Source organism: Bradyrhizobium dasycarpum, assembly GCF_042019905.1.
GTDB lineage: Bacteria > Pseudomonadota > Alphaproteobacteria > Rhizobiales > Xanthobacteraceae > Bradyrhizobium > Bradyrhizobium japonicum_B.
Genome location: NZ_CP169574.1, coordinates 5,896,426 through 5,921,907, shown reverse-complemented (window position 1 = coordinate 5,921,907; position 25,482 = coordinate 5,896,426). Strand labels below are relative to the sequence as shown.

Below are 25,482 nucleotides of genomic sequence, written 5' to 3'. Positions count from 1 at the left end.
GCGCCGTCGTCCCGGACAAGCGCAGCGCAGATCCGGGACCCATAACCACAGGGCGTAGTTTTGCGAAGACTCGGAGTGACCAGCTCGCGTAGCGACTCCTCCCTGTGGTTATAGGTCCCTGCTTTCGCAGGGACGACACCGAGAGTGGCGCAGCAGCACGACGCCACCCAACCCAATCTTAACGAATGGTTGCTAATCCCTCGTCTGCCGCAGCATGCCGGGCGACCTGAGGGGTTTTCGAATTGGCCGTGATGGATGCAGAACCCGCAACGACCGGACCGGCCGGGCTGATCGCGCGACTGCGGGCCAGGCTGACGGGCGGGCCCAGCGAGGCCTCGCTGACGCGGCGGCTCGCCGGCACCATCTTCGTCATCCGCGTCATCAGCGCCGGGCTCGCTTATGTCTCGCAGGTGCTGCTGGCGCGCTGGATGGGCACGTCCGATTACGGCGTCTATGTCTATGTCTGGACCTGGGTGCTGCTGCTCGGCAGCATGATGGATTTCGGCATCTCGGCCTCGGCACAGAAGATCATTCCGGAATATCGCGCCAGCAACGAGCAGGCGCTGCTGCGCGGCTTTCTCTCCGGCAGTCGCTGGCTGACTTTTGCGGTGTCGACACTGGTCTCGCTCGGCCTTGCCGGCATCGTCGGGCTGCTGTCGCCCTGGATCGATCCGGCCGAGCAGCTGCCGCTCTATATCGGCTGCATGACCCTGCCTGCCTTCGTGGTTGCCAACACCCAGGACGGCATCGCGCGCTCGCACGACTGGATGCAGCTCGGCCTGATGCCGCAGTTCATCATCCGCCAGGGGCTGATCATCGCCATCACGGGCGCGGCCTTCCTGCTCGGCTATCATCTCGGCGCCGTCGCCGCGATGGTGGCGAGCGCAGGCGCGGTGTGGATCGCGATGACCGGACAGATGGTGGTGCTGAACCGCAAGCTCGCCGATCACATCGAGCCCGGTCCCAGCGCCTACGACATCCGCGGCTGGCTTGCCGTCTCGCTGCCGATCCTCCTGGTCGAGAGCTTCTATTTACTGCTGTCCTATACCGACGTGCTGGTGCTGCAACAGTTCCGTCCCTCCGACGAGGTCGGCGTCTACTTTGCGGTGGTGAAGACGCTGGCGCTGGTCTCCTTCATCCACTACGCGATGTCGGCGACGACGGCGCATCGCTTCGCCGAATACAACGCAAGCGGCGACAAGGCGCGGCTGTCGGCCTATGTGGCGCATGCGATCAACTGGACGTTCTGGCCGTCGCTGGCGGCGACCATCGTGCTGCTTGCTTTGGGCAAGCCGCTGCTCTGGTTGTTCGGGCCGCAATTCGTGGTCGGCTACGACATCATGTTCGTCGCCGCGATCGGGCTCGTGGTGCGCGCCGCGATCGGGCCGGTCGAGCGGCTGCTCAACATGCTCGGTCAGCAGAAGATCTGCGCGCTCGCTTACGCGCTGGCCTTCGTGATGAACGTCGTGCTCTGCATCGCGCTGGTACCGCGCTATGGCGGCCACGGCGCTGCCGCTGCGACCTCGATCTCCCTCACCTTCGAAACCGTGCTGTTGTTCTGGATCGTGCGGCAGCGCCTTGGCCTGCACGTGCTGGCGTTCGGGAAATAGGCGCTGCACGCCTTGATGCTCGGTGCTTTCGGGGGGAACAGCTCCGTCAGCGCACGCACGCGAACGAGGCAAAACGCCTCCGCTTTTTCAACGCGAGGCAATATTTTTCTTATTCTGCCGACGTGGTTGCGCACCAGGGGAACCTTATTCTACGTCATATTGCCTAACCGACCAGATCAACCTAAGATTATCCTAATATGTTCGATCCACTCTACGTCGCCTCTGGCTTTGGCGTCGGGCTGCTTGTCGGGATGACCGGCGTGGGCGGCGGCTCGTTGATGACGCCGCTCTTGATCCTGCTGTTCGGTGTTCATCCTTCCACGGCGGTCGGAACCGACCTGCTCTATGCCGCCGCGACCAAGGCCGGCGGCAGCGTGGTGCATGGCTGGTCGCGCAGCGTGCACTGGCCGGCGGTGCTGCGGCTCGCCAGCGGCAGCATTCCCGCGAGCGCGCTGACGCTGCTGGTGCTGTGGAAGCTCGACCTCAAGAGCGATTCCGAGCGCAGCCTGGTCAATCTGGTGCTGTGCTTCGCGCTGCTGCTGACCGCGACCTCGCTGATCTTCCGCAAGTCGATCATGGAGCGCTATCGCAGCCGGCTGGAGCGCGTCGACGATCGCACCACCGCGATCGCGACCGTCGTGACCGGCATCGTGCTCGGCGTGCTGGTCTCGATCTCGTCGGTCGGCGCCGGTGCGGTCGGCGTCACCGTGCTACTGCTGCTTTATCCGCGCCTGCCGATGGTGACCATCGTCGGCTCCGACATCGCCCATGCGGTGCCGCTGACGCTGGTCGCCGGCATGGGGCACTGGGCGCTCGGCGACGTGGATTGGGCCTTGATGGGCGTGCTGCTGATCGGCTCGCTGCCCGGCATCATCGTCGGCAGCTACAGCGCGACGCGCGTGCCCGAGACGGTATTGCGCCTGACGCTTGCCAGCGTGCTGTTCGTCGTCTCCGGCAAGATCATGTTTGCCGAGCTGAACCTGTCCTCGGCGTTGGTCACCGCACTGGCCTGGACGCATTGAGGGTCCGGCCGAACGACAGAGCCGTAGTTTCGTGGGGTGGGCAAAGCGAAGCGTGCCCACCGTTCTTTCTCAATCGCAGAGTGACCGGGCACGGCGCTGGCGCGCCTTCGCCCACCCTGCGGCTACGGCCTCGTTGCGGATCCTTACGCCGCGGTCCAGCCGCCGTCGATCGAGAGATTGGTGCCGGTGATCTGGGCGGCGTCGTCGCTGCACAGGAACAGCGCCAGCGCGGCGACCTGCTCGGAGGTGACGAATTCCTTGGTCGGCTGCGCCGCGAGCAGCACGTCGTTGATGACCTGCTCGCGCGTCAGATTGCGCGCCTTCATGGTGTCGGGAATCTGCTTCTCCACCAGCGGCGTCCAGACATAACCCGGGCTGATGCAGTTGCAGGTGATCTTGTGAGTCGCGACCTCCAGCGCCACGGTCTTGGTGAGACCGGCGATGCCGTGCTTGGCCGAGACATAGGCCGACTTGAAGGGCGAGGCCACCAGCGAGTGGGCGGACGCCGTGTTGATGATGCGGCCCCAGCCCTTCTTCTTCATGCCGGGCACTGCAGCGCGGATGCCGTGGAAGGCGGAGGACAGGTTGATCGCGATGATCTGGTCCCACTTCTCGATCGGAAACTCCTCGACCGGCGAGACGAACTGGATGCCGGCATTGTTGACGAGGATGTCGACCGAGCCGAACGTCGTCTCGCCGAGCGCGATCATCCCGGCGATCTCGGCGGGCTTGGTCATGTCGGCGGGCGAATAGATCGCCTTCACCTTGAACTCCTGTTCGATCTTGGCGCGTTCCTTCTCGATGTCCTCCGGCGTGCCGAAACCGTTGATGACGACGTTGGCGCCGGCGCCGGCGAACGCACGCGCATAAGCGAGCCCGATGCCGCTGGTGGATCCGGTCACGACGGCGTTCTTGCCTGACAGACTACCCATTTGATTCGCTCCTTTTTGCCGGGGGCGCGGAGACGTCCCCCGTGAGGTCGTAGGTCACCATGGTCTCGCCGGACTGCGGCCGCTCGAGCCAGGCCTTGTGGCGCATCGACAGGTGCACGTCGTTCACGCCGGCCTCCCAATGCTCGACCATGGCGACGTGTGAGAAATCGTAATCCTTCGACGAAGATTCGTAGTTCTTGCTGCGGTAGATGAGATGCACCACGGTGACGGTGCTTTCGCGCGACACTTTCGCGAGGAATTCGACGGACGGATCGTTCTTCAGGTAGTCCGGCAATTTGCCGATCAGGTCGCGCACGGCCTTGCGGGCGTTGTGCAACTGCTTGTTCTTGTCGGTGTTCATCCGCGTGCGGCTGGAATAGCGGATGTCCTTCTCGCGCTCGGCGGCCTCCAGCAGCGAGGTCGGCAGATCGCCGCGCGCCGAAAACAGGTCGACCTGGAAGATCAGCATGTCGCGGTCGACCTCGGCATCGAGCACGTAGTCGAGCGGGGTGTTGGAGGCGATGCCGCCGTCCCAATAATGCTCGCCGTCGATGATCACCGAGGGAAAGCCGGGCGGCAGCGCGCCGGAGGCCATGATGTGCTCCGGGCCGATCTTCTTGCCGAGCTTCTTGAGCTCGTAATTGTCGAAATATTTGAAGTTGCCGGAGGTGACGCCGACCGCGCCGACCGACAGGCGGGTCTTCAGGTCGTTGATGCGGTCGAAATCGACGAGGCGCTCCAACGTCTTCTTCAAGGGCGCCGTGTCGTAATAGCTCTGGGCTTCGGGATGCCCCGGTGGCCAGAGCGGCGCCGGCGGGACGCGCGGGACGAAGAAGCCGGGCACGCCGAAGGTGGCGATCAGCGCGGCACTGGTCGAGTTGAACAGTTCGCGGCTGTGATCGCTCTTGCCGATCGGCTTCCACGGCACCGGCGCGGAGACCATCTCCCAGAATTCCTTGAGCCGCTTGACGCGGGTCGGCCCCTCGTTGCCGGCGATGATGGCGGCGTTGACCGCGCCGATCGAGATGCCGGCGACCCATTCCGGCTCGAAGCCGGCGCCGCACAGCGCCTGATAGGCGCCCGCCTGGTAAGAGCCGAGCGCGCCGCCGCCCTGCAGGACCAGGACGCGTTGCGCATGCGCGGGGATGCTGGCGGATTCCGGGCTACGATCTGTCATCGGGGAACATTAGCAATGGCGCACCACCGTGGCGACACTCCGCGACGGCGTCAATGCATGCCGCGATCAAGTCTGGCTCATCGTTCCGTCGAGGCCAGGATCATGGTCCAGAACACCTTGTACTTGGTGCCGGGGGCATAGCTCGCCGCGATGCCCAATTTTGTGACACCGCTCTTGAGCATGTTGGCGCGGTGCGGAGGCGAGTCGCGCCAGCCGGAAAACGCTTCCGCCAGCGTATGATAGCCGGCCGAGATGTTCTCGACCGCGACGGTGGCGGGATAGCCGCCGGCGGCGAGGCGCTTGGCCAGGGGCGCGCGGACGTCATGGTCCATCTTGTTGGCGGCGGCCATGGCCTGGGATTGGGATTCCGCAAGCCGCATCAGATCGGGGTCGACCACGACCGTGCCGAGCATGTTGTTCTGGCGGTATTGCGAGATCATGATCGCGGCCGCTTGCGCATCGAGCTTGGAGCCCGGGACGGCCATGTCCGTATACATCGACGGCTGCTGGACGGGCGTCTCGTTGCCGGCACAGCCGGCGAGCAGCAAAGTGATGAGAATTGCGGCCGCAGCGCGCATGAAGGTGCCCCCGAATGAGGGGCCGTTGTTGCATATCAACAATGGCTGAAAGGTGAATTTTGAAGAAAATTTGAGCCGTCATCGCAGGGGCAGTGCGCAGCACTGAACCCGGCATCTCGCGCGACAAGCTCGGGTTTCCGGGTTCGATGCTCCGCATCGCCCCGGAATGACGGGCTTCAGCCCGCAAATATCCGGTAACGGCGTGGCTCAAGCCCGATCGTGTCGCCGGCGCGCAGTTCCTTGTCGCGGGGGGCATCGATCTCGATGGTCTTGCCGCCTGACAATGCGACCTCGGCCCGCTGCACGGGGCCGAAATTGCGGACATGCTGCACGGCGCCCTCGAAGGTGCCGCTGCCGGGCGGGCCGACAACCATGTCATGTCGCCGCACGAACAATCGCGACGCGCCAGGCACGAGCCCATCCGCCGCAAGGGCGAGCGGCCGATCGTCGAGCCTGACGACGCCGCCCTCGACCTGCACCGGCAACTCGATGGATTCGCCGATGAAGCCGTGGACGAAGGCGCTTGCCGGGCTCTCGTAGACGTCGTCGGGCGAGCCGATCTGCTCGATCCTGCCCTTGTCCATGACTACGACGCGGTTGGCGACTTCCAACGCCTCCTCCTGGTCGTGGGTGACGAAGATCGAGGTGACGTTGATCTCGTGGTGCAGCGAGCGCAGCCACCTGCGCAGCTCCTTGCGCACCTTGGCATCGAGCGCGCCGAACGGCTCGTCGAGCAGCAGGATGCGCGGCTCGATCGCGAGCGCGCGGGCGAGCGCGATGCGCTGGCGCTGGCCGCCGGAGAGCTGGCTCGGATAGCGGCCGGAAAGCCAGTCGAGCTGGACGAGGTCCAGCAACTCCTTGACGCGCGCGCGGATGGTCGCTTCGTCCTTGCGGACCCCGCGCGGCTGCACGCGCAGGCCGAAGGCGACGTTCTCGAACACCGTCATGTGGCGGAATAGTGCGTAGTGCTGGAACACGAAGCCGACATGCCGCTCGCGCGCGCCCTGCGCCAGCGCGTCCTCGCCGTTGATGAGGACTTCACCGGCGTCGGGCCAATCGAGGCCGGCAACGATCCGGAGCAGCGTGGTCTTTCCCGATCCCGACGGTCCGAGCAGCGCCACCAGCTCGCCGCTGTCCACCTTGAGGTCGACGCCGTCGAGGGCCTTGAAGCTGCCGAACGTCTTGACGAGATTTCTGACTTCAATGGTCACTTGCCTGTCCCTCGTCCAGATGGCGTTCCAGTACCGTCTTGGCGATCAGCGTAATCAGCGCCAGCATCGCGAGCAAGGAGGCAATCGCGAAGGCGGCGACGAACTGGTATTCGTTGTAGAGGATCTCGACCAGCAGCGGCATCGTGTTGGTCTCGCCGCGGATATGGCCGGAGACGACCGAGACCGCGCCGAACTCGCCCATCGCCCGCGCGTTGCAGAGCAGGACGCCATAGAGCACGCCCCATTTGATGTTGGGCAGCGTGACGCGGAAGAAGGTCTGCAGGCCCGAAGCGCCGAGGGAAATCGCGGCCTCCTCCTCCTGCGTGCCCTGCTCCTGCATCAGGGGAATCAGCGCACGCGCCACGAACGGGAAGGTCACGAAGGTGGTGGCGAGCGCGATGCCGGGCACCGCGAACAGGATCTGAATGTCGTGATCCCTCAGCCAGCTGCCGAAATAACCTTGCGCGCCGAACAGCAGCACGAAGACGAGGCCGGAGATCACCGGGCTCACCGAGAACGGCAGGTCGATCAGCGTGATCAGAAAGGTCTTGCCCGAGAAATCGAACTTGGCGATCGCCCAGGCCGCGACGAGACCGAAGACGAGGTTGAGGCCGACCGAGATCGCCGCGACGATCAACGTCAGCTTGATCGCGGCCAGCGCCTCCGGCTCGGCGAGTGCGGCGAAATAGGCGACGATCCCCTTGGAGAAAGCCTGCGCGAACACGACCACCAGCGGCAGCACAACGAAGATGGAAAGAAAGATCATCGCCAGCGCGATGATGATGATGCGCACCGGCCGCGGTTCAGTGCGGAGGTTGTCCCGCGCCGCCGTCGCATGCGCCTGTGCCCTGGCCCGGGCCTCGGCGTCGGGGCCCGAGAGAGAAACGGAAGCTGCGATCTGCATCGTCATGGTCCGTCCTCAACGCGCCGGGATCCGGCTCTGCGCCCAGCGCTGGAGCCGGTTGACGAACAGGATGATGACAAAGGACACGACGAGCATGACCACCGCGATGGCGGTCGCGTCGGCATAGCGGAACTCGGACAGGCGGATCACGATCAGGAGCGGCGCGATCTCGGAGACGTTGGGCAGGTTACCGGCAATGAAGATCACCGAGCCGTATTCGCCGACGGCGCGGGCAAAGGCGAGGGCGAGCCCGGTGAGCAGCGCCGGCGCCAGCGAGGGCAGGATCACGCGCGTGATGGTCTGCCAGCGGTTGGCCCCCAGGCTGCCCGCGGCCTCCTCGATCTCGGGATCGAGGTCCTGCAGCACCGGCTGCACCGTGCGCACCACGAAGGGGATACCGATGAAGATCATGGCGACGAAGATGCCGACCGGCGTGAACGCCACCTTGATGCCGAGCGCCGCAAGCGGCGCCCCCAGCCAGCCCCTCTCGGCGAACAGCGCGGTCAGCGCGACGCCCGCGACCGCCGTCGGCAGCGCGAAGGGCACGTCGACGATGGCGTCGAACAGCCGGCGGCCGGGAAAGCGGTAGCGCACCAGCGCCCAGACGATGATGCTGCCCATGACGAGATTGACGCAGGCCGCGGCGAAGGCGAGGCCGAAGGAGACGCGCAGGGCATTCAGGGTGCGGCGGCTGGAGAGGATATTCCAGAATTGTTCGGGACTGAGCTCGAGCGATTTCAGGAACAGCCCGGCGAGCGGAATGAGGATGATGACGGACAGCCAGGACAGCGTCAGTCCCATCGTGAGACCGAAGCCCGGCAACGTCCGGCGTCGTGCTGCGATTGCGCTCACCAGGCCCCCTGCAAAAGCCTCTTAAGACAGCATCCGATCAGTTCTTGTAAATCTGGTCAAAGATGCCGCCGTCGGCGAAATGTTCCTTCTGCGCCTTGGTCCAACCACCGAAAACGTCGTCGATCGTAAATAGTTCGAGCTTGGCGAAGGCGTTTTCATATTTCTTTGCGATCTCGGCATCGCGCGGGCGGTAGAAGTTGCGCGCGGCGATCTCCTGACCTTCCCTGGTGTACCAATATTGCAGGTACGCGTCGGCGGCGTTGCGCGTGCCCTTCCGGTCGGCGACCTTGTCGATGATGGCGACCGGCGGCTCGGCCAGGATCGACTGCGGCGGCGCTACGATCTCGAACTTGTTGGCGCCGAACTCCTTCAGCGCGAGGAACGCCTCGTTCTCCCAGGCGAGCAGCACGTCGCCGACGCCGCGCTCGACGAAGGTCACGGTGGCGCCGCGCGCGCCAGTATCCAGCACCGGCACCTGCTGGTAGAGCTTTCCGATGAAATCCTTGGCCTTGTCGGCTGAGCCATATTTCTTCTGCGCAAAACCCCAGGCCGCAAGATAATTCCAGCGCGCACCGCCCGATGTCTTCGGGTTCGGCGTGATCACGGCGACGCCCGGCTTGACCAGATCGTCCCAGTCCTTGACGGCCTTGGGATTGCCCTTGCGCACCAGGAACACGATGGTCGAGGTATAGGGTGATGAATTCTGCGGCAGCCGCTTCTGCCAGTCGGCCGCCGTAAGGCCCTTGGCCGCGATCGCATCGATGTCGTAGGCGAGCGCGAGCGTCACCACGTCGGCCTGCAAGCCGTCGATCACGGCGCGGGCCTGCGAGCCGCTGCCGCCATGCGACTGCTTGATCTCGACGCTCTTGCCGGTCTCCTTCCGATAGGCATTCGCAAATGCCTTGTTGAACTCGGCATAGAGCTCGCGGGTCGGATCGTACGACACGTTCAACAGGTTGATGTCAGCGGCGACAGCCGAGCTTGCCAAGAAACCTGTCAAGACGAGGCCTGCAGCGAGCGGAACGATACGGCGCATCATGTCCATCTCCATTCACTTCACCGACGTCGGTGTCGGCGAAGGCAGGCGAAACTCGCGGCGAAACGCGCTCAAGTCAACGAAACCGGATTTCCTTGTTCGCAGCGTGGCAGCGTGGCTGTGCTACGAAGCCTTCATCGTGTGAATGCCGCATTCTGTCTTGGCCCGGCCGCGCCAGCGACCGGCGCGCTCATCCTCACCTTCGGCCGTTCTGCTCGTGCAAGGCATACACCCGACCGACCGGAAACCGGAGGCGACCAGGGGATGACGCGGCAATTTGGCGCGGACGAAGATCGCCTCGAGTTCCTCGCGCGAGACGTTGGCGAACGGATTGAATTTCAATCGCACGCCGTCGTCCTCGACGACCGGAATGTCGGTGCGCGCATTGCCCTGGAAACGCTTGCGGCCGTTGAGCCAGGCATCAAAGGGCTTCAGCGCGCGCGCCAGCGGCTCCACCTTGCGGATCCGGCAGCAGGCGTCCGGATCGGAGAACCAGAGATCGCGGTCGGGATCCTCGCGCGACAGGGTCTCCTCGGCCGGCTTGATCGAGCGGACATCCTTCAGACCCAGCGTCGCAATCAACGTGTCACGATAGGCCAGCGTCTCCTCGAACAGCCAGCCGGTGTCGAGGAAGATCACGGGGATCGCCGGGTCGACATCCGCCATGACCTTCAGCAGCGTCGCCGATTCGGTGCCGAAGGACGACACCAGCGCCAGCTTCTCGCGCCCGACCGTCTTCAGCGCCGCGGCAACGATCTCCGCGGGCGAGGCGTCGCGCAAGGCGCGATCGAGCTCCTGCGCGGAAGGCAGCGCAGAAACGGAGAGCCGAGCGAGCTGAGAGGGAACGACGTTCACGTGCCGACACCCTCGGAATGACGCAGCTGCATGCGCCGGTGCAGTGCGGTGATGCGGCCGTCGCCGGTCGGCTGGTAGAACACCGAATAGCGCTTGGCAGTCTCCATGAAGGCCTCCGCGTCGGCCTGCTTCTTGACCTCGAAGGCGTCGAAGCCGGCGCGCAGCATGAACACGAACTGGTCGCGCAGCACTTGGCCGGTCGCACGCAGCTCGCCGCGATAATCGTAGCGCTCGCGCAGCAGGCGGGCCTGGCTGTAGGCGCGGCCGTCGCGGAAGGTCGGAAACACCAGCGCGACGGCAGCGACCTTGCCGAGATAGGGCACGAGCTCGCTGATGTCTCGGTTGTTGGGCCAGATCACCCCGACCTTGCCCGAACGGTTGAGCAGGGTGTCGGCCTCGGCCAGAAAGCGCTCGGCCGGCACCAGGATGTCGCCGCCCTCGGGCACCGGCGTGTCGACGGCGAGCTTGGCGAAGCTGTCGCCCGTGATCTTTCCGCCTTTAACGAGTGGCATAGACGCGCTCCTTGAAGGGTTCGACGCCGAGGCGCTTCACGGTGTCCATGAACAGCTCTTCGGGCCGCTCGCGCAGCGCCAGATAGGCTTCCACGATGTCCTCGACGACGTCGGCGACCTCGTCGAACTTGACGCCGGGCCCGATCAAGGTGCCGAGCGCGGCGTTCTCGTCGGCACGGCCGCCGATGGTGATCTGGTAGACTTCCTCGCCGTTCTTCTCGACGCCGAGAATGCCGATATGGCCGACATGGTGATGGCCGCAGGCATTGATGCAGCCGGAGATGTTGATGTGGAGCCGGCCGATCAGATTGGCGAGCTCGTGATTGGCGAAGCGCCGCGTCAATTCCTGCGCGATCGGGATCGAGCGCGCATTCGCCAGCGAGCAATAATCGAGCCCGGGGCAGGCGATGATGTCGGTGATCAGATTGACGTTGGGCGTCGCCAGCCCGAGCTTGTCGAGCGCCTTCCACAGCGCCGGCAGGTCGCGCTTGGCGACATGCGGCAGCGCCAGGTTCTGCTCATGACCGACGCGGATCTCGCCGAAGGAATATCTGTCGGCGAGATCGGCGAGCGCATCCATCTGCTCGGCGGTGGCATCGCCAGGAGGCCCGCCCGTCGGCTTCAGCGAGATGGTGACGATCGAGTAGCCCTGTACCTTGTGCGGGGCCACCGAGTTCTTGCGCCACGCCTCAAAATCGGGATCGGCGGCGGCCTGGCGCAGCTCGTCCGGCATATGCGGCAGCTTTTCGTAAGCCGGATAGGTGAAGCGCGAGCGGATGTCCTCGATCACCTCGTCGTCGATCTGGAGCGAGGAGTTGCGGATGTGCTGCCACTCGTCCTCGACCTCGCGGGAGAATTTTTCGATGCCGAGCTCGTGCACCAGGATCTTGATGCGCGCCTTGTAGATGTTGTCGCGCCGGCCGTACTGATTGTAGACGCGCAGGATCGCCTCGATGTAGCTGAGGACGTCGCGGCCGTGCACGAAATGCTTGATGGTCTTGGCAATGAACGGCGTGCGGCCGAGACCACCGCCGACCAGCACCTCGAAGCCGGTCTCGCCCTTCTCGTTCTTGATCAGGCGCAGGCCGATGTCGTGGATCTTGATCGCGGCGCGGTCGTGGTCCGATGCGGTGATCGCGATCTTGAACTTGCGCGGCAGGAACGAGAATTCCGGATGCAGCGTGGTGTGCTGGCGGATCAATTCCGACCAGATGCGCGGGTCCTCGATCTCGCCGGGCGCGACGCCCGCCCATTGGTCCGAGGTGACGTTGCGCATGTTGTTGCCGGAGGTCTGCATCGCATGGATACCGACCTTGGCGAGATCTTCCAGCGCGTCCGGCAATTCGGCGAGCTTGATCCAGTTGAACTGGATGTTCTGCCTTGTCGTGAAATGGCCGTAGCCGCGGTCGTATTTCCGCGCGACATGCGCCAGCGCCCGCAGCTGGTTGGTCGCCAGCGTGCCGTAGGGGATCGCCACGCGAAACATGTAGGCGTGCAATTGCAGATAGACGCCGTTCTGCAGGCGCAGGATCTTGAACTCGTCCTCGGTGAGTTCGCCGGACAGCCGCCGCTTCACCTGGTCGCGGAACTCCGAGACGCGCTCGTTGACGAGCGTGCGGTCGATTTCGTCGTAAGCATACATAAGAAGATGCCTTAAGCCTGGGCCGACTGTCCGATGGTGACGCCGGTGCGACGAATCTGTTCACGCAGATTGCCGGGTTCGATCTTGCCGTCGGCGCCGACCTGCACCGGGGCGATATAGGGGCCGATCGCGCCGACGTCATCGGCGACCGACTCCGCAAGCAACGCCTTGGCCTCGTCGGAGTTGCGCACGATCGCGGCTTCCGACAGGTCCGCGGACCAGCTCTTGGCGGCGGTGCGGTAAACCACGATGCCGTCCCAGGTGCGGTTGGCGGTCACGATCGAGGGGCCGGCGATCTTGATCTTCTTCTGTTCGAGCGGAGAGGTCATTCGGCTGCATCCAATAGGTCAGACATGATTTGGTTGGGTGTCTGGCGGCGAAGCGAACCGGCATGCCGGACCACCTCGCCGATGATGAGAATGGCCGGACCGCCGCTGGCTCGCCGCGCGAGCTCGGGAAGTTCGCGAAGCGTGCCGATCGCGCCTTGCGCATCGGGGCGCGTGACGCGGGCGAACACGCCGACCGGCGTCTCCGGCGAGCGGCCCGCAGCGAGCAGGCCCGCGCGCACGGCAGCTGCCGCGGACACGCCCATGTAGACGACGACGGTCATCCTGGTGTCGGTCAGCGCCGACCAGTCCACCGCTTCCGCGTCGCGCGCCTTGTGCGCCGTGAGGAAGGTGATGCGGGTCGCTTCATGACGGTAGGTGAGCGGCACCTCGAAATCGGCGGCGCCGCCGAGGCCTGCGGTGATGCCGGGAACGATCGAATAGGAAACGCCTGCGGCGCGCAGCGCTTCGATCTCTTCGCCGCCGCGCCCGAACACGAAGGGATCGCCGCCCTTCAGTCGCACCACCCGTTGGCCGGCTTGCGCGGCCTCGATCATGCGCTTGTTGATGGCGTCCTGGCCGATGCCGGGCTTGCCGACGCGGCGGCCGACGGCAACGCGCGTGGTGTCGCGGCGGATGCGGTCGAGAATTTCACCCGAGACCAGCTCGTCATGGAAGACGATGTCGGCGTCCTGCAACGCGCGCAGCGCCTTGATGGTGAGAAGATCGGGATCGCCGGGACCGGCGCCGACCAGCGCGACCGAGCCTTGCGGCTTGTCCGCGCGCGCGAATTCGGAAGGATCGGAAATGGCGTTGAGGGCGGCGTCGGCTTCGCTCTTGCGGCCGGCGAGCACGGCGGCACCGATCGGACCGTCGATCACCCGCTCCCAGAAGCGGCGGCGCAGTGCAAACTCGGCGATACGTTCGTTGATGGATTTGCGGAAGCCGCCGATGAACTCGGCGAGTTCGCCGATGCGCGCCGGAAGCAGCGCCTCGATCTTCTCGCGGACGCGCCGTGCCACCACCGGGGATGTGCCGCCGGTGCCGACCGCGACCACGACGTCGCCGCGATCGACGATCGCCGGAAAGATGAAGCTCGAATGCCTCGAGATCGTCCATGACGTTGACGGGGAGCCCAAGCGCCTTGGCGCGAATCGACATCGCCACCCCGACGTCGCCGGCGCCTGCGCAGACGACGGCGATGACGCCCGAGAGATCGGCAGTGAGCGGATCGCCGGTCAGGATTTCGAGACGCGCGGCGTCTTCCGCGCCGAGGCCGAGATCCTGATTGCCGTCGATCGCGTGCACACGGATGCGCGCGCCGGCCGCAGCGAGCACGCGCAGCTTGGCGCGCAAAAGCTCGCCCGCGCCGATGAGAACCACCGGACCGGCCTTGAGATCGAGGAATACCGGCAAGAACCGCATACGATACTCGCTTCCCCCACTTCCGGGGTTGACTGGAATTATTTTCTATATATGTGTCGTTTCGAGCGCGCAAAGAGAAAATTTTTTCTTCTCTTCCGCATCGCAACTATAGAATTTTCGCCTCCAAACGCAAAGTGGCAGAGATGCATCTTCTCAAGGACAATTCCGCTTCGGTCGGAGTGAGCAGCAAAGCCCCCCTCGCACGCCCGGGCTCGCAAGAATTTTCTGCCGATGTTGCGCCGAGCATGGACCATCTCGACCAGCTCGAGGCGCAGAGCATTTACATCTTCCGCGAGGCCTTCGCCCGGCTGAAGAAGATCGCGCTGCTGTGGTCGCTCGGCAAGGATTCCAACGTCATGATCTGGCTGGCGCGCAAAGCGTTCTTCGGCAAGATGCCGTTCCCGGCCCTTCATGTCGACACCGGCAAGAAGTTTCCCGAGATGTACCGCTTCCCGCGATCATTACGGCAAAGAGTGGGATCTCGATCTGCGCGTCGAGCCCTGCCCGCCCATCGATGCCGTCGATCCGACATTGCCGCCGGCCGCCCGCTCCGCCGCGCGAAAGACCGAGGGCCTCAAGATGGCGCTCGCCAAGTATGGCTTCGACGGTCTGATCGCCGGCATCCGCCGCGACGAGGAAGCGACCCGCGCCAAGGAGCGCGTGTTCTCGCCGCGCGGCCTTGAAGGCAATTGGGACGTGCGCGACCAGCCGCCGGAGTTCTGGGATCATTTCAACGCCTCGCCGCCGCAAGGCGCGCATTTGCGCATCCATCCGATCCTGCATTGGACCGAGGCCGATATCTGGGCCTACACCAAGCGTGAGAACATCCCGATCATCCCGCTCTACCTGTCGAAAGACGGCAAGCGCTACCGCTCGCTGGGCGATCAGGACATCACCAACCCCGTGAATTCGACGGCGTCGACTATCGACGAGATCCTGATCGAGCCTCGAGCAGACCAAGGTCCCGGAGCGCTCGGGGCGCGCGCTCGACCACGAGACCGAGGACGCCTTCGAGCGCCTTCGTGTCGCCGGCTATCTCTGACCCCAAGGACGCATCGCGGTCATGAACATGCTCGTCACCCCCGCTTCGCCTGCGACCCCGAACGGCACCACCCGTCCGCAAGTGCGCATCGTCATCGTCGGCCATGTCGACCACGGCAAGTCGACGCTGGTCGGCCGCCTCTTGCACGAGACCGGTAGCCTCCCCGACGGCAAGCTGGACATGCTGAAAGCCGTCAGCGCGCGGCGCGGCATGCCGTTCGAATGGTCGTTCCTGCTCGATGCGCTGCAGACCGAGCGCGACCAGGGCATCACCATCGACACCACGCAGATCCGCTTCCGCACCAATTCGCGCGACATCGTGCTGATCGACGCGCCCGGCCACGCCGAATTCCTGCGCAACATGATCACCGGCGCCTCGCAGGCCGACGGCGCGGTGCTGATCATCGACGCGCTGGAAGGGGTGCGCGACCAGACACGGCGGCACGGCTACCTGCTGCATCTGCTCGGCGTGAAGCAGGTCGCGATCGTCGTCAACAAGATGGACCGCGTCGACTTTTCCGCCGATCGCTTCAAGGAGATCAGCGACGAGATTTCCGCGCATCTGAACGGCCTCGGCGTGTCGCCCACGGCGGTGATCCCGATCTCGGCGCGCGACGGCGACGGCGTCGCCGAGCGCACCGGCCGTATCGGCTGGTACACGGGACCGACGGTGGTCGAGGCACTCGATCACCTCGAAGCCGGCGCGGGCGCTGGAAGCGCTGGCGCTGCGCCTGCCGGTGCAGGCGATCTACAAGTTCGACGACCGCCGCATCGTGGCGGGCCGCATCGAATCCGGCAGCCTCAAGGCCGGCGACGAGATCGTGATCATGCCCGCCGGCAAGATCGCCCGGATCAGGACGGTCGAGAGCTGGCCGGTGACACCGGTCACGGGGCGGCAAGGCGCCGGCCGTTCGGTCGGCATCACGCTCGACCGCGAATTGTTCATCGAGCGCGGCGACATCGTCGCGCATGCCGGCAGCGCTCCGCGCGAGACGCGGCGCTTGCGTGCGCGCATCTTCTGGCTGCACGACAAGCCGCTCGCCAAGGGCGACCAGCTGCTGGTTCGCTGCGGGCCGAAGGAAAGCCGCGCCACCGTGGTGGCGATCGAGAAGGCAGTCGATCCGGGCGAGCTCGAAAGCAGCGAGAACAAGGCGATCGGCCGCAACCATGTCGGCGAGATCGATATCTCGCTTTCGAATCCGATTGCCACCGATCCCTACACCGAGAACCCGCGCACCGGCCGGCTCGTGATCGAGGTCGCGGGGCGCATCGCCGGCGGCGGCCTGGTGCTGTCGGTCGATGCCGGCCAGCGCGCCGTGCCCGTCGACATCGTACCGGTGGAATCGGCCCTGCGTCCCGACGAACGCTCCGCGCGCTATCAGCACAATGGTGCCGTGGTCTGGCTCACCGGCCTGCCCGCTTCCGGCAAATCGACGCTCGCCAAGGCACTGGAGCGACGGCTGTTCAGCAATGGCGGCTCGCCGATCCTGCTCGACGGCGACACGCTGCGCGCCGGCCTCAACAGTGATCTCGGCTTCTCCGCTGCGGACCGCAGCGAGAACATCCGCCGCCTCGCCGAGGTCGCGACGCATCTGGCGCGCAATGGCCACATCGCCATCGTCGCCGCCGTCTCGCCGGCCCGCGAGGACCGCGCGAGTGCGCGCCGCATCGCCGACACCGTCTTCCGCGAGATCCACGTCGCGACGCCGGCCGACGTATGCGAGGAGCGCGATCCCAAGGGCCATTACAAGAAGGCGCGCGCCGGCGCGCTGGCCTCGTTCACTGGCATCGGCAACGACTACGAAGCGCCGCAGGCGGCCGAGCTCGTGATCGACACCTCGACACGGACGGTCGCCGAGGCCGCCGACGAGATCGAGCGCATGCTGAAGACGACCGGCGTGCTGTTCGACGAGGCCGTGGACCTCGCCGCGAATATTTGAGCGTACGCTGCTTGTTGGCGCGCTCACTGTCACCACGAAAGACAGTGCATTCCCTCCCCCTTGCGGGGAAGGGTTAGGGAGAGGGGTTCACACGGGGACTCTCTCCATCAGAGTGAGCCGATTTCGTCGTCAATTCCAACACACCTTTTGCTTGGCTACCCCTCGCCCCCGCAAGGGGGAGGGAGCGCAGTTGCGCGCGCGGCGCCAAGCTGGGCTCAATCGTGTAGAACCAGCAACCTCCCTGACCTCGCTTGACATTTTGACAAATCCCTGGGGTCTTCTCACCGCCCCGGTTTTGGGGCTAATAGGGCCCCGAAAGCCGCCCTCGTGGGCGCATTTTGCTGCTGTCGGGTCAAAAGCAGCCAAAAAACAGCCATTTCCAACAAGAAAGCCCATCATGAAACGCGTCGACGCCCACGGATTGAAGATCGCCCCTGTTCTGTTTGATTTCATCGCCAAGGAAGCGGCCCCGAAAACGGGGATCGCACCGGATGCGTTCTGGGCCGGGGTTGCGGCCATCGTCAGGGACCTGGGGCCGAAGAACCGTGCGCTGCTGGCTTTCCGCGACACGCTGCAGGCCAAGATCGACGACTGGCATCGTGCCAATAAGGACAAGGCGTTCGACCTCGCCGCCTATACCGCCTTCCTGAAGGAGATCGGCTATCTCGTCCCGGAGCCGGCGACCCAGAAGGTCGAGACGGCCAATGTCGACGAGGAGATTGGCCGGATCTGCGGCCCGCAGCTCGTCGTGCCCCTCACCAATGCACGCTATGCGCTGAACGCGGCGAACGCACGCTGGGGCTCGCTCTATGACGCGTTCTACGGCACCGACGCGATTGCGCACGACGCTGCCGAGAGCGGCAAGGGCTACAACAAGGCGCGCGGCGACAAGGTGATCGCCAAGGCCAAGGCGTTCCTCGATAACGCCGTGCCGCTGGCGACCGGCAGCCACACCGACGTCACCGCCTACAGCGTCGTCGCGGGCCAGCTCGCGGTGAAGCTGAAGAGCGGTAATGCCACCGCGTTGAAGAACGCGGCACAGTTCGCGGGTTTCCAGGGCGATGCGGCGGCGCCGAGCGCGGTGCTGCTCGTCAACAACGGCCTGCATATCGAGGTCAAGATCGACCGCAGCAGCGCCATCGGCAAGGACGATCCGGCCGGCGTCGCCGACATGATCATGGAGGCTGCGGTCTCCACCATCCTCGACATGGAGGACTCGGTTGCCGCTGTCGATGCCGAGGACAAGGTGCTGGTCTACCGCAACACGCTGGGCCTGATGAACGGCACGCTGTCGGCCGACTTCGAGAAGGGCGGCAAGACGCTGACGCGCTCGCTCAACGCCGACCGCCTCTACAAGACGCCCGACGGCAAGGATGAGCTCAAGCTGCACGGCCGCAGCCTGCTGTTGATGCGCAATTGCGGTCACCACATGTTCACCGACGCGGTGCTGGACGAGAAGGGCCAGGAGATTCCCGAAGGCCTGCTCGATGCCGCCGTCTCCGGCCTGCTCGCCATCCACGACCTCAAGGGCAACTCCAAGGTCAAGAACAGCCGCACGGGATCTGCCTATATCGTCAAGCCGAAGATGCACGGCCCGGACGAGGTGTCGCTGACCTGCGAGCTCTTCGACCGCGTCGAGAAGATGCTGGGCCTGCCCGATAACACGCTCAAGGTCGGCATCATGGACGAGGAGCGGCGCACCACGGTCAACCTCAAGGCCTGCATCCAGCGCGCCTCCAAGCGGATCATGTTCATCAACACGGGCTTCCTCGACCGCACCGGCGATGAGATCCACACCTCGATGGAAGCGGGCCCGATGATCCGCAAGAACGAGATGAAGGCGCAGGCCTGGATCAAGTCCTATGAGGACTGGAACGTCGACATGGGCCTGACCTGCGGCCTGCCCGGCCACGCCCAGATCGGCAAGGGCATGTGGGCCGCCCCCGACAAGATGGCGGACATGCTGGCGCAGAAGCTTGGTCATCCGCAGGCCGGCGCTACCACGGCCTGGGTCCCCTCACCGACCGCGGCGACGCTGCACGCGCTGCACTACCACCAGGTCAACGTGACCGCGCGGCAAGAGGAGCTCGCCAAGGGCGGACCGCGCGCGAAGCTCTCGGACATCCTCACCATTCCGGTGTCGAAGTCGAACTGGGCGCCCGACGACGTCAAGCAGGAGATCGACAACAACTGCCAGGGCATTCTCGGTTATGTCGTGCGCTGGATCGACCAGGGCGTCGGCTGCTCCAAGGTGCCCGATATCCACGATGTCGGCCTGATGGAAGACCGCGCCACCTTGCGCATCTCCAGCCAGCATCTCGCCAACTGGCTGCACCAGGGCGTCATCACCGAGGCGCAGGTGATGGAATCGCTGAAGCGCATGGCAGTCGTCGTCGACAAGCAGAACGCCGGCGATCCGATCTACAGGCCGATGGCGCCCGCCTTCGACGGCGTCGCCTTCAAAGCCGCATGCGATCTCATCTTCAAGGGGCGCGAGCAGCCGAACGGCTACACCGAATACATCCTCACCGCGCGCCGCCGCGAGGCCAAGGCCCTTGGATAAAGGCCCTTGGATAAAAAGGCTCTTGGATAAAAAGGCGCTGGCCTGAGCACGATCAGTTGAATGACAAAAGCCCCGGCGCGAGCCGGGGCTTCTTCGTTGGGCGAAACGCCGCGGCAGGCCGCGGAACAGGCCGCGCGGCGCTTGCGTTGTCCGGCCATCAACCCACGGGAGATGGTCATGGACTGGAATCGAATCGAAGGAAACTGGAAGCAGTTCAAGGGCTCGGCCAAGGAGAAATGGGGCAAGCTCACTGACGATGACCTCAGCTTGATCGAAGGTCGCCGCGAGCAGCTCGAGGGCCGGCTCCAGGAACGCTACGGCAAGGCCAAGGACCAGGTTCGGCAGGACGTCGACGACTGGCTCAAATCGCTGCATTGAGCGCAGCACCAAAGAAGCCCCGGCTCAGGCCGGGGCTTCTTTTTTGAGGTGTAGCCCGGATGAGCGCACATCCGGGACCGTTGTTGCGCCTTCCCGGATATCGCTGCGCTCATCCGGGCTACGATACCTGGGCTAGAATACCGCGAGATATTTCAACAGGGACACGATGCCGATGATGATGACGATGACGCGCGCGATCTGCTTGGCGCGACCATCCATCGGCAGCATGTTGATGAGATAAAGGACGAGAATGACGACGAGAAAAGTGACGAGCACGCCCACCAGCATCGCGAGACCCCCTTCAGGCAAATTGCGACCACTATCCTAACGCCTGACGGTTGCGCTGGTTCCAGTACTGCAACCCATTGCAATTTCTAGAAAATACGCACTCCCCTACTCCTTCGCCACAACCGGCACCTGGCGGAATCTGGCGCGCACCGAGTCCGGCAGCGGCGAGAAGTTCATCGCGACGCCGCCGCGGCGGTCGTTGGCATTGCGGCTGGCAACCACGAGACCATCGGCGCCGGCGACGATGTCGCCTTTGCGCAGCGTCGGATCGTCCTCGACCTTGACCTGCGCCAGTCCGACGGAATCCTTGCCGTTGCAGGTGCAACCCGAGACGATCTCGTTGCGATAGCGGTAGGCATTGGGCAATTCGGAATAGGATTTTCCCTTGTCGGTGGTGGCGTCGTCGATGTTGCCGCCATAGACCAGCGAGGTCTCGGACGCCGGGCAGAAGCTCTTGCAGGATTGCGCCTTGCTCTCGGCATCATTGCCTTGCGCCGGGAAGTAGCGGCCATCGCAACCGCGCACGCAATAGGCCGTCCCGCCACCATAGGCGGCGCGCTGGCGCGGGGCTTCATAGCGCGGCATGTCGTCGTTGGGGAAGGGCATACGGATCTGGGGCGGCGGCCGCCGGAAGCCGCCGAACAGGGCCGAGAAGAAATCCTCCGCATGCGCCGAGGGTGTCTGCGCCACGCCGCCGGCAGCAATCACCAGGATTGCCAGACCGGCAGCCAGCTTGCCGTTCATACCTCTGCTCATGTCACCTCACTCAAACCCTAGTTCACGGCCGAGGACGCCGAGATATTCAGCGCGTGCCTGCCCGAAGGCAGCGTCGTCACGGCCGGACGCTTGCGCACGGGGTCGCCGTCCCTGGCCATCAGCGGCGCATTCTTCGGCAGCACCACGACCTTGGCGCCGACATTGACGCGGCCGAACAGGTCGACGACGTCCTCATTGGTCATGCGGATGCAGCCGGAGGAGACGAACTTGCCGATCGTGGAGGGATCGTTGGTGCCGTGGATGCGGTACTGGCTGGAGCCGAGATACATCGCACGCGCGCCAAGCGGGTTGCCGGGGCCGCCGGCGACGAAGCGCGGCAGATAGGGCTGACGTGCGATCATCTCGGCCGGCGGGTGCCAGTCCGGCCACTCCGCCTTGCGGCTGACGCTCTGCACGCCGGACCAGGTAAAGCCTTCGCGGCCGACGCCGACGCCATAGCGAATGGCGCGGCCGTTGCCGAGCACGTAGTAGAGATAGGTGTTGTTGGTGTCGATCACGATGGTGCCGGCGGGCTCGCTGCGGTCGAAGCCGACGATCTGCCTGCGCAGGCGATCGGGCAGCTGGGCATCTTCGTCCTCGGCTGCCTGCGGCGCCTCGTTCACGGTGCCCTGCGGGTAGCCTTGATCCTGCGCGTAGGATTGCGGCTGCATCGGGCTGTAGCCGAACGTCTGCGCGCTCGCGCCGCCGAGCGGTACCCCGAGCAGGAGGGTTGCGAAGGCGAATGCGGTGACGACGCGCGGCGACGAGCTGCGACGGACTGCAGAGAACTTTGTCATGTGCTGCCCCGTGGGATGTGTGCATCAGGGTGATGCGCTGTCCCATGAACTCCGCGGGGGCGATCCAAGTTCCGGCGCAGCGCGCGGCATCCTTGTCACAGTCAAGCGAGCGTGGCTTCACGAAGCCGCGATGGAACCGCCGTACGGCTCGCGCATTATCCGTCACCAATGGGCGCGCGGTGCGAGGCTTCCGTGCGGGAGAGAGATTGTGCGCGTCCTTCCGAGCGAGAGCTTGATTCCCGGCAACAGCGCAGGCGACCCGCTTCCCGACAGCCGTGTCGAGCTGCCGCCGGTGATCCGCCGCACGGAGTTCGTCGCCTTTGCGCTCGCCGGCCTGTTGCTGATTGCCGTCGTCACCGTGCTCTACGTCGGAAGGGCTTTCTTCCTGCCTGTTGTGATGGCCTTTGTCACCGGCACCATGCTGTCGCCCGCGGCGGGCTTCCTGGAGCGGTACAAGGTCCCGCGTGCGGTCGGTGCCGTTCTGATCGTGGTCGCCGGGACCGCAGTGGTCGCCTTCGTCGTGGCGCTGATCGCCTCGCCGGCAATCGAGTGGAGCACCCGCCTGCCGGAGCTCGGCGCGCGGCTGAAGGACAAGTTGCACGTGTTCGACCGGCCGCTTTCGCTGTGGCGAGAGACGCAAGCCATGCTCGGCGGCTCCGAAGGATTGCCGAGCATCCACATGCCGAAGGTCGAGTGGGTGCAGCCGACGCTGGAATTCCTGTCACCGACCTTCACCGAATTCCTGCTGTTCTTCGTCACCCTGATCCTGTTCATCGCCAGCTGGCGCGACCTGCGGCGCGCCATGATCATGAACTTCGGCGATCACGACGCGCGGCTTCGCACGCTCCGGATTCTCAACGAGATCGAGGAGCATCTCGGCAATTATCTGCTGACAGTGACGCTCATCAACGTCGGCGTCGGCGTCGGCACCGGTCTCATCTGCGCGTTCACCGGCATGCCCAATCCGGCCGGGCTGGGTGCGCTTGCAGCAACGCTCAACTTCATTCCGATCATCGGGCCGGTCGCGATGTTCGTCGTGCTGGTCGTGGTCGGGTTGGTTGCCTTTCCGACCATCGGCGGCGGCCTGATGGCGGCCCTGGCCTTCGCCGGTCTCACCTTTCTGGAAGGGCACTTCATAACCCCGACCATCATCGGCAGGCGGCTCGCGCTGAATGCCCTTGCAGTTCTGCTTGCGCTGGCATTCTGGACCTGGATGTGGGGTCCGATGGGCGCGTTCCTGTCGTCGCCGCTCCTGATCGTGGCGCTGATCCTCAAGGAGCACCTGTTGCCGGCGGATTCGCCGCAGCTGCCGGGGGACTGACCGGTTTCCGTGAACGGAACTTCCCCGGTGACGAAACGTTTTCCGGCTATCGCAGCCGTCAACAGTTCGGAGCTCCCGATGTCCACGACCAGTGCCGAAGCCGGGATGAAAGACTGGACCGACAAAGCCACCAGAGAACGCCTCGAAAAGGATGTAGCAGCCGTGAAAAGCGATATCGCCGCCCTGACCGACCAGATTACCGACGCGCTCAACACCTTTGCCAATTCCACCAGCAAGCAGGCCCGCCGCGGCTACCGCCAGGCGCGCGAGAATGTCGACACCGCGATGGACGACATGTCGGAGCGCGGCAGCGCGATGATGGGCGCGGCCCAGGAGGCCTATGGATCGATCGAGGAGACGCTCGAAGACGCGATCACGCAGCGGCCGCTCGCGACCGTCGGACTCGCGCTCGGGATCGGCTTCCTGATCGGAGCCGCCTGGCGCCGGTAGGACACGCGAGGGGGCATTGGAACGGCGGCGTTACGGCGCCGCCGTTGCCGGCTTGTGGACGGACTGGGCTGTTGGGGATTTGAGGAGCAAAGCCATGTTTCAGCGCATCATCGACGGGATCAGTGCATCCACCGGCACGACGGTGCGGCTGACCTCCCTGGCCGCGGGCGCGGCGTTCGCGCTGTTCATCACCACGTGCTTCCTGTGCGCGGCGGCATTCATCTCCGTGCTCAACAATTACGGTCCCGTGCAAGCCTGCCTCGCGGGGGCGGGCGTTTTCTTCCTCCTGACCCTGGCCGCAGCAGTGAGCTACTGGGCCTACAAGCGCGAGCTGCGCAAGCAAGCCCAGATCGCGGCCGAGCGCGCCGCGAAGTCGGCGGCCTCGAGCATGCTTGCGGACCCCATGCTGCTCGCCACCGGGCTCCAGATCGTTCGCGCCATCGGTGTCAAGCGGCTGTTGCCGATCCTGGCGATCGGCGGCGTTGCCCTCGGCATCCTCGCGAGCCGCGCCGCCGGCATGTCCGACGAGGTGTCAGCCGAACCGGCCGAGTAAGGACGGGACCACGTCAAGAAGATTTCGCGAAAGGCGAGCCCGCAGCAGCACTCATTCGCCTAATCTTGCGTCGTTTTGAGAGTCCGACCATCACTCACGCAAACGCTACTCGGACGGGCCGCCGGTTGCCGCTAAAAGCGTCACCCTGATTCTCAAAGCTAATTTGCTCAATGAAACCGTCCGTCCAGGCAAACCTTGCCGCATTCCGTCATGACGCCAGGTTGTATTTGACGCTCGGCATCGCCAATTTGTCGGTTTTCGTCGACCACATCCCGAACAACATCGTCAACTTGCTGACGCTGCGCAACTTCGGTTTCAGCGGCGCCGCCGACCTGTTCGTCTTCGTGGTCGGCTATGGCGTCGCGGTCATCTACGGCCGGATCGCGCTGGAGCGTGGCTATCTCGTCGCTGCAACACGCATCTTCCGTCGCGTCTGGCGGCTCTATGCGGCCTATGTCGTGCTGTTCGTGATCTACATCGCTACCATTGCCTACGTCGCCTCGCAGTCGATGGCGCCGGAAATCATCCACCAATACAACATCTCGGGAATCCTCGAGCACCCGCTGCGCATCCTGGTCCGCGGCCTCGTGCTCCAGGAGGAGCCGCTGAACCTCGATCTCCTGCAATTGATGATCCCGCTGATGGCCTTCTTTCCCTTGGCCCTGTGGGGGCTGTTGCGGTGGCCGAACGTGACGCTGGCGGCATCGGTCGCGCTGTATCTTGCCGCGCGCTGGTTCGACTGGAATTTCCGGGTCTATCCGGATCAGGAATGGACCTTCAACCCGCTGTGCTGGCAGATGCTGATGGTGCTCGGAGGCTGGTTCGCCGTGACAGGCACATCGGGGCGCACGCCACGCCACATGCCCTGGCTACGGATACTGGCCGGGAGCTATCTGGTATTCGCGATGGCCGTCACCTTGCTGCGCCATTCGCCGCAATTGTCCCATTACTTGCCGGACCTTCTCCTCGCCGGCATCCCGCCGACCGACAAGGAAAATCTCGCGCCCTATCGCGTGGTTCACTTCCTCGCACTCGCTTTCCTCGCGACCCATCTCATTCCGGCCGATCACCCCGGCCTGAGTTTGAAGCCGCTCCAGGCGGTCATCAGATGCGGCGAGGAATGGCTTGCCGTGTTCTGCGTCGGAGTGTTCCTGTCGTTTGCCGGGCATCTCATCCTGATCACCAGCGCCAATCTGGTCGCGATGCAGATCGTGGTGAGCCTCGCCGGATTCGCCGCAATGACCGCGGTGGCCTATTACGTCGCTTGGTCGAAGTGGCAGGATCTGCCCGAGGCGTTGCGGCAGGGGGCCTAG

25 protein-coding genes and 2 pseudogenes are annotated in these 25,482 nt (G+C 64.8%); 12 read left to right on the top strand and 15 right to left on the bottom strand.

Annotated elements, in window-relative coordinates; all coding sequences use genetic code 11:
- Window positions 1-242 precede the first annotated feature (242 nt).
- Both ACETMP_RS28260 and ACETMP_RS28255 read left to right on the top strand, forming a co-directional pair.
- Window positions 243-1,610, top strand: a complete 1,368-nt coding sequence (locus ACETMP_RS28260) for a flippase (RefSeq protein WP_375158704.1) — start codon at window positions 243-245, stop codon at window positions 1,608-1,610.
- Window positions 1,611-1,807: 197 nt separating this feature from the next.
- Window positions 1,808-2,632: a sulfite exporter TauE/SafE family protein gene (locus tag ACETMP_RS28255; protein ID WP_375158703.1), complete on the top strand. Its 825-nt coding sequence runs from the start codon at window positions 1,808-1,810 to the stop codon at window positions 2,630-2,632.
- Between the two features lie 143 nt (window positions 2,633-2,775).
- Here the strand turns inward: ACETMP_RS28255 and ACETMP_RS28250 are convergent, their stop codons facing one another.
- From ACETMP_RS28250 to ACETMP_RS28220, 7 genes are all read right to left on the bottom strand, one after another.
- The gene (locus tag ACETMP_RS28250) at window positions 2,776-3,564 is read right to left on the bottom strand and encodes a 3-hydroxybutyrate dehydrogenase (RefSeq protein WP_375158702.1); all 789 of its coding nucleotides are present in this window, start codon (window positions 3,562-3,564) and stop codon (window positions 2,776-2,778) included.
- Window positions 3,557-4,741 (bottom strand): DUF3734 domain-containing protein, encoded by a 1,185-nt coding sequence (locus ACETMP_RS28245; RefSeq protein ID WP_375158701.1) that lies wholly within the window; start codon window positions 4,739-4,741, stop codon window positions 3,557-3,559. The genes ACETMP_RS28250 and ACETMP_RS28245 overlap by 8 nt, the downstream gene beginning before the upstream one ends.
- Window positions 4,742-4,818: 77 nt before the next feature.
- Window positions 4,819-5,319, bottom strand: a complete 501-nt coding sequence (locus ACETMP_RS28240; RefSeq protein ID WP_375158700.1) for a CAP domain-containing protein — start codon at window positions 5,317-5,319, stop codon at window positions 4,819-4,821.
- Window positions 5,320-5,495: 176 nt separating this feature from the next.
- On the bottom strand, window positions 5,496-6,530 hold the full coding sequence (locus ACETMP_RS28235) for a sulfate/molybdate ABC transporter ATP-binding protein (protein WP_375158699.1): 1,035 nt from the start codon (window positions 6,528-6,530) through the stop codon (window positions 5,496-5,498).
- Window positions 6,520-7,440: a sulfate ABC transporter permease subunit CysW gene (gene cysW, locus ACETMP_RS28230; RefSeq protein ID WP_375158698.1), complete on the bottom strand. Its 921-nt coding sequence runs from the start codon at window positions 7,438-7,440 to the stop codon at window positions 6,520-6,522. Before cysW ends, ACETMP_RS28235 begins: the two co-directional genes overlap by 11 nt.
- Before the next feature lie 9 nt (window positions 7,441-7,449).
- Window positions 7,450-8,286 (bottom strand): sulfate ABC transporter permease subunit CysT, encoded by an 837-nt coding sequence (cysT, locus tag ACETMP_RS28225; RefSeq protein ID WP_375158697.1) that lies wholly within the window; start codon window positions 8,284-8,286, stop codon window positions 7,450-7,452.
- A gap of 37 nt (window positions 8,287-8,323) precedes the next feature.
- Window positions 8,324-9,325: a sulfate ABC transporter substrate-binding protein gene (locus tag ACETMP_RS28220; RefSeq protein ID WP_375158696.1), complete on the bottom strand. Its 1,002-nt coding sequence runs from the start codon at window positions 9,323-9,325 to the stop codon at window positions 8,324-8,326.
- Here ACETMP_RS28220 and ACETMP_RS28215 point away from each other — a divergent pair.
- On the top strand, window positions 9,324-9,467 hold the full coding sequence (locus ACETMP_RS28215) for a hypothetical protein (RefSeq protein WP_375158695.1): 144 nt from the start codon (window positions 9,324-9,326) through the stop codon (window positions 9,465-9,467). The two genes, ACETMP_RS28220 and ACETMP_RS28215, sit on opposite strands and share 2 nt — an antisense overlap.
- On the opposite strand, the gene ACETMP_RS28210 is transcribed toward ACETMP_RS28215, so the two are convergent.
- From ACETMP_RS28210 to cysG, 5 genes and pseudogenes are all read right to left on the bottom strand, one after another.
- Window positions 9,446-10,177, bottom strand: a complete 732-nt coding sequence (locus tag ACETMP_RS28210; RefSeq protein WP_375158694.1) for a phosphoadenylyl-sulfate reductase — start codon at window positions 10,175-10,177, stop codon at window positions 9,446-9,448. The two genes, ACETMP_RS28215 and ACETMP_RS28210, sit on opposite strands and share 22 nt — an antisense overlap.
- Complete coding sequence (locus tag ACETMP_RS28205; protein WP_028138498.1) at window positions 10,174-10,689, bottom strand: DUF934 domain-containing protein; 516 nt, start codon at window positions 10,687-10,689, stop codon at window positions 10,174-10,176. Before ACETMP_RS28205 ends, ACETMP_RS28210 begins: the two co-directional genes overlap by 4 nt.
- Window positions 10,676-12,331, bottom strand: coding sequence for a nitrite/sulfite reductase (locus tag ACETMP_RS28200; RefSeq protein WP_375158693.1), 1,656 nt, complete (start codon window positions 12,329-12,331; stop codon window positions 10,676-10,678). The genes ACETMP_RS28205 and ACETMP_RS28200 overlap by 14 nt, the downstream gene beginning before the upstream one ends.
- Before the next feature lie 11 nt (window positions 12,332-12,342).
- Window positions 12,343-12,660 (bottom strand): DUF2849 domain-containing protein, encoded by a 318-nt coding sequence (locus ACETMP_RS28195; RefSeq protein ID WP_135166566.1) that lies wholly within the window; start codon window positions 12,658-12,660, stop codon window positions 12,343-12,345.
- Window positions 12,657-14,082 (bottom strand): annotated as a pseudogene (gene cysG, locus ACETMP_RS28190) (siroheme synthase CysG). Before cysG ends, ACETMP_RS28195 begins: the two are co-directional and overlap by 4 nt.
- 53 nt (window positions 14,083-14,135) lie before the next feature.
- Between cysG and ACETMP_RS28185 the strand changes: the two are divergent.
- The 5 genes and pseudogenes from ACETMP_RS28185 (at window position 14,136) to ACETMP_RS28165 (ending at window position 20,004) form a co-directional block, all read left to right on the top strand.
- Window positions 14,136-14,765 carry a phosphoadenosine phosphosulfate reductase family protein gene (locus ACETMP_RS28185; RefSeq protein ID WP_375158692.1) on the top strand — a complete coding sequence of 210 codons (630 nt, stop codon included), beginning with the start codon at window positions 14,136-14,138 and terminating at the stop codon, window positions 14,763-14,765.
- Complete coding sequence (locus ACETMP_RS28180) at window positions 14,662-15,282, top strand: phosphoadenosine phosphosulfate reductase family protein (protein ID WP_375162011.1); 621 nt, start codon at window positions 14,662-14,664, stop codon at window positions 15,280-15,282. Before ACETMP_RS28185 ends, ACETMP_RS28180 begins: the two co-directional genes overlap by 104 nt.
- A pseudogene (gene cysC, locus ACETMP_RS28175) lies at window positions 15,206-17,063 on the top strand (adenylyl-sulfate kinase). Before ACETMP_RS28180 ends, cysC begins: the two are co-directional and overlap by 77 nt.
- Window positions 17,064-17,460: 397 nt before the next feature.
- Entirely contained in the window at window positions 17,461-19,626 is a 2,166-nt protein-coding gene (locus tag ACETMP_RS28170) for a malate synthase G (RefSeq protein ID WP_375158691.1), read from the top strand.
- 177 nt (window positions 19,627-19,803) lie between these two features.
- Window positions 19,804-20,004 (top strand): CsbD family protein, encoded by a 201-nt coding sequence (locus ACETMP_RS28165; protein WP_164718867.1) that lies wholly within the window; start codon window positions 19,804-19,806, stop codon window positions 20,002-20,004.
- 132 nt (window positions 20,005-20,136) lie between these two features.
- On the opposite strand, the gene ACETMP_RS28160 is transcribed toward ACETMP_RS28165, so the two are convergent.
- The 3 genes from ACETMP_RS28160 to ACETMP_RS28150 all read right to left on the bottom strand — a co-directional run bounded on the left by ACETMP_RS28160 (window position 20,137) and on the right by ACETMP_RS28150 (window position 21,845).
- Window positions 20,137-20,292, bottom strand: a complete 156-nt coding sequence (locus ACETMP_RS28160; RefSeq protein WP_008546817.1) for a Thivi_2564 family membrane protein — start codon at window positions 20,290-20,292, stop codon at window positions 20,137-20,139.
- A gap of 105 nt (window positions 20,293-20,397) precedes the next feature.
- Window positions 20,398-21,048 (bottom strand): DUF2865 domain-containing protein, encoded by a 651-nt coding sequence (locus ACETMP_RS28155; protein ID WP_375158690.1) that lies wholly within the window; start codon window positions 21,046-21,048, stop codon window positions 20,398-20,400.
- A 17-nt stretch (window positions 21,049-21,065) separates the two neighbouring features.
- Window positions 21,066-21,845, bottom strand: a complete 780-nt coding sequence (locus ACETMP_RS28150) for a L,D-transpeptidase (RefSeq protein WP_375158689.1) — start codon at window positions 21,843-21,845, stop codon at window positions 21,066-21,068.
- 208 nt (window positions 21,846-22,053) lie between these two features.
- Here ACETMP_RS28150 and ACETMP_RS28145 point away from each other — a divergent pair, with 208 nt between their 5' ends.
- From ACETMP_RS28145 to ACETMP_RS28130, 4 genes are all read left to right on the top strand, one after another.
- Window positions 22,054-23,166, top strand: a complete 1,113-nt coding sequence (locus ACETMP_RS28145) for an AI-2E family transporter (RefSeq protein ID WP_375158688.1) — start codon at window positions 22,054-22,056, stop codon at window positions 23,164-23,166.
- A gap of 78 nt (window positions 23,167-23,244) precedes the next feature.
- Window positions 23,245-23,616 (top strand): YqjD family protein, encoded by a 372-nt coding sequence (locus tag ACETMP_RS28140; RefSeq protein ID WP_028138509.1) that lies wholly within the window; start codon window positions 23,245-23,247, stop codon window positions 23,614-23,616.
- Between the two features lie 94 nt (window positions 23,617-23,710).
- The gene (locus ACETMP_RS28135) at window positions 23,711-24,169 is read left to right on the top strand and encodes a hypothetical protein (protein ID WP_375158687.1); all 459 of its coding nucleotides are present in this window, start codon (window positions 23,711-23,713) and stop codon (window positions 24,167-24,169) included.
- 170 nt (window positions 24,170-24,339) lie between these two features.
- Window positions 24,340-25,482, top strand: a complete 1,143-nt coding sequence (locus ACETMP_RS28130) for an OpgC domain-containing protein (RefSeq protein WP_375158686.1) — start codon at window positions 24,340-24,342, stop codon at window positions 25,480-25,482.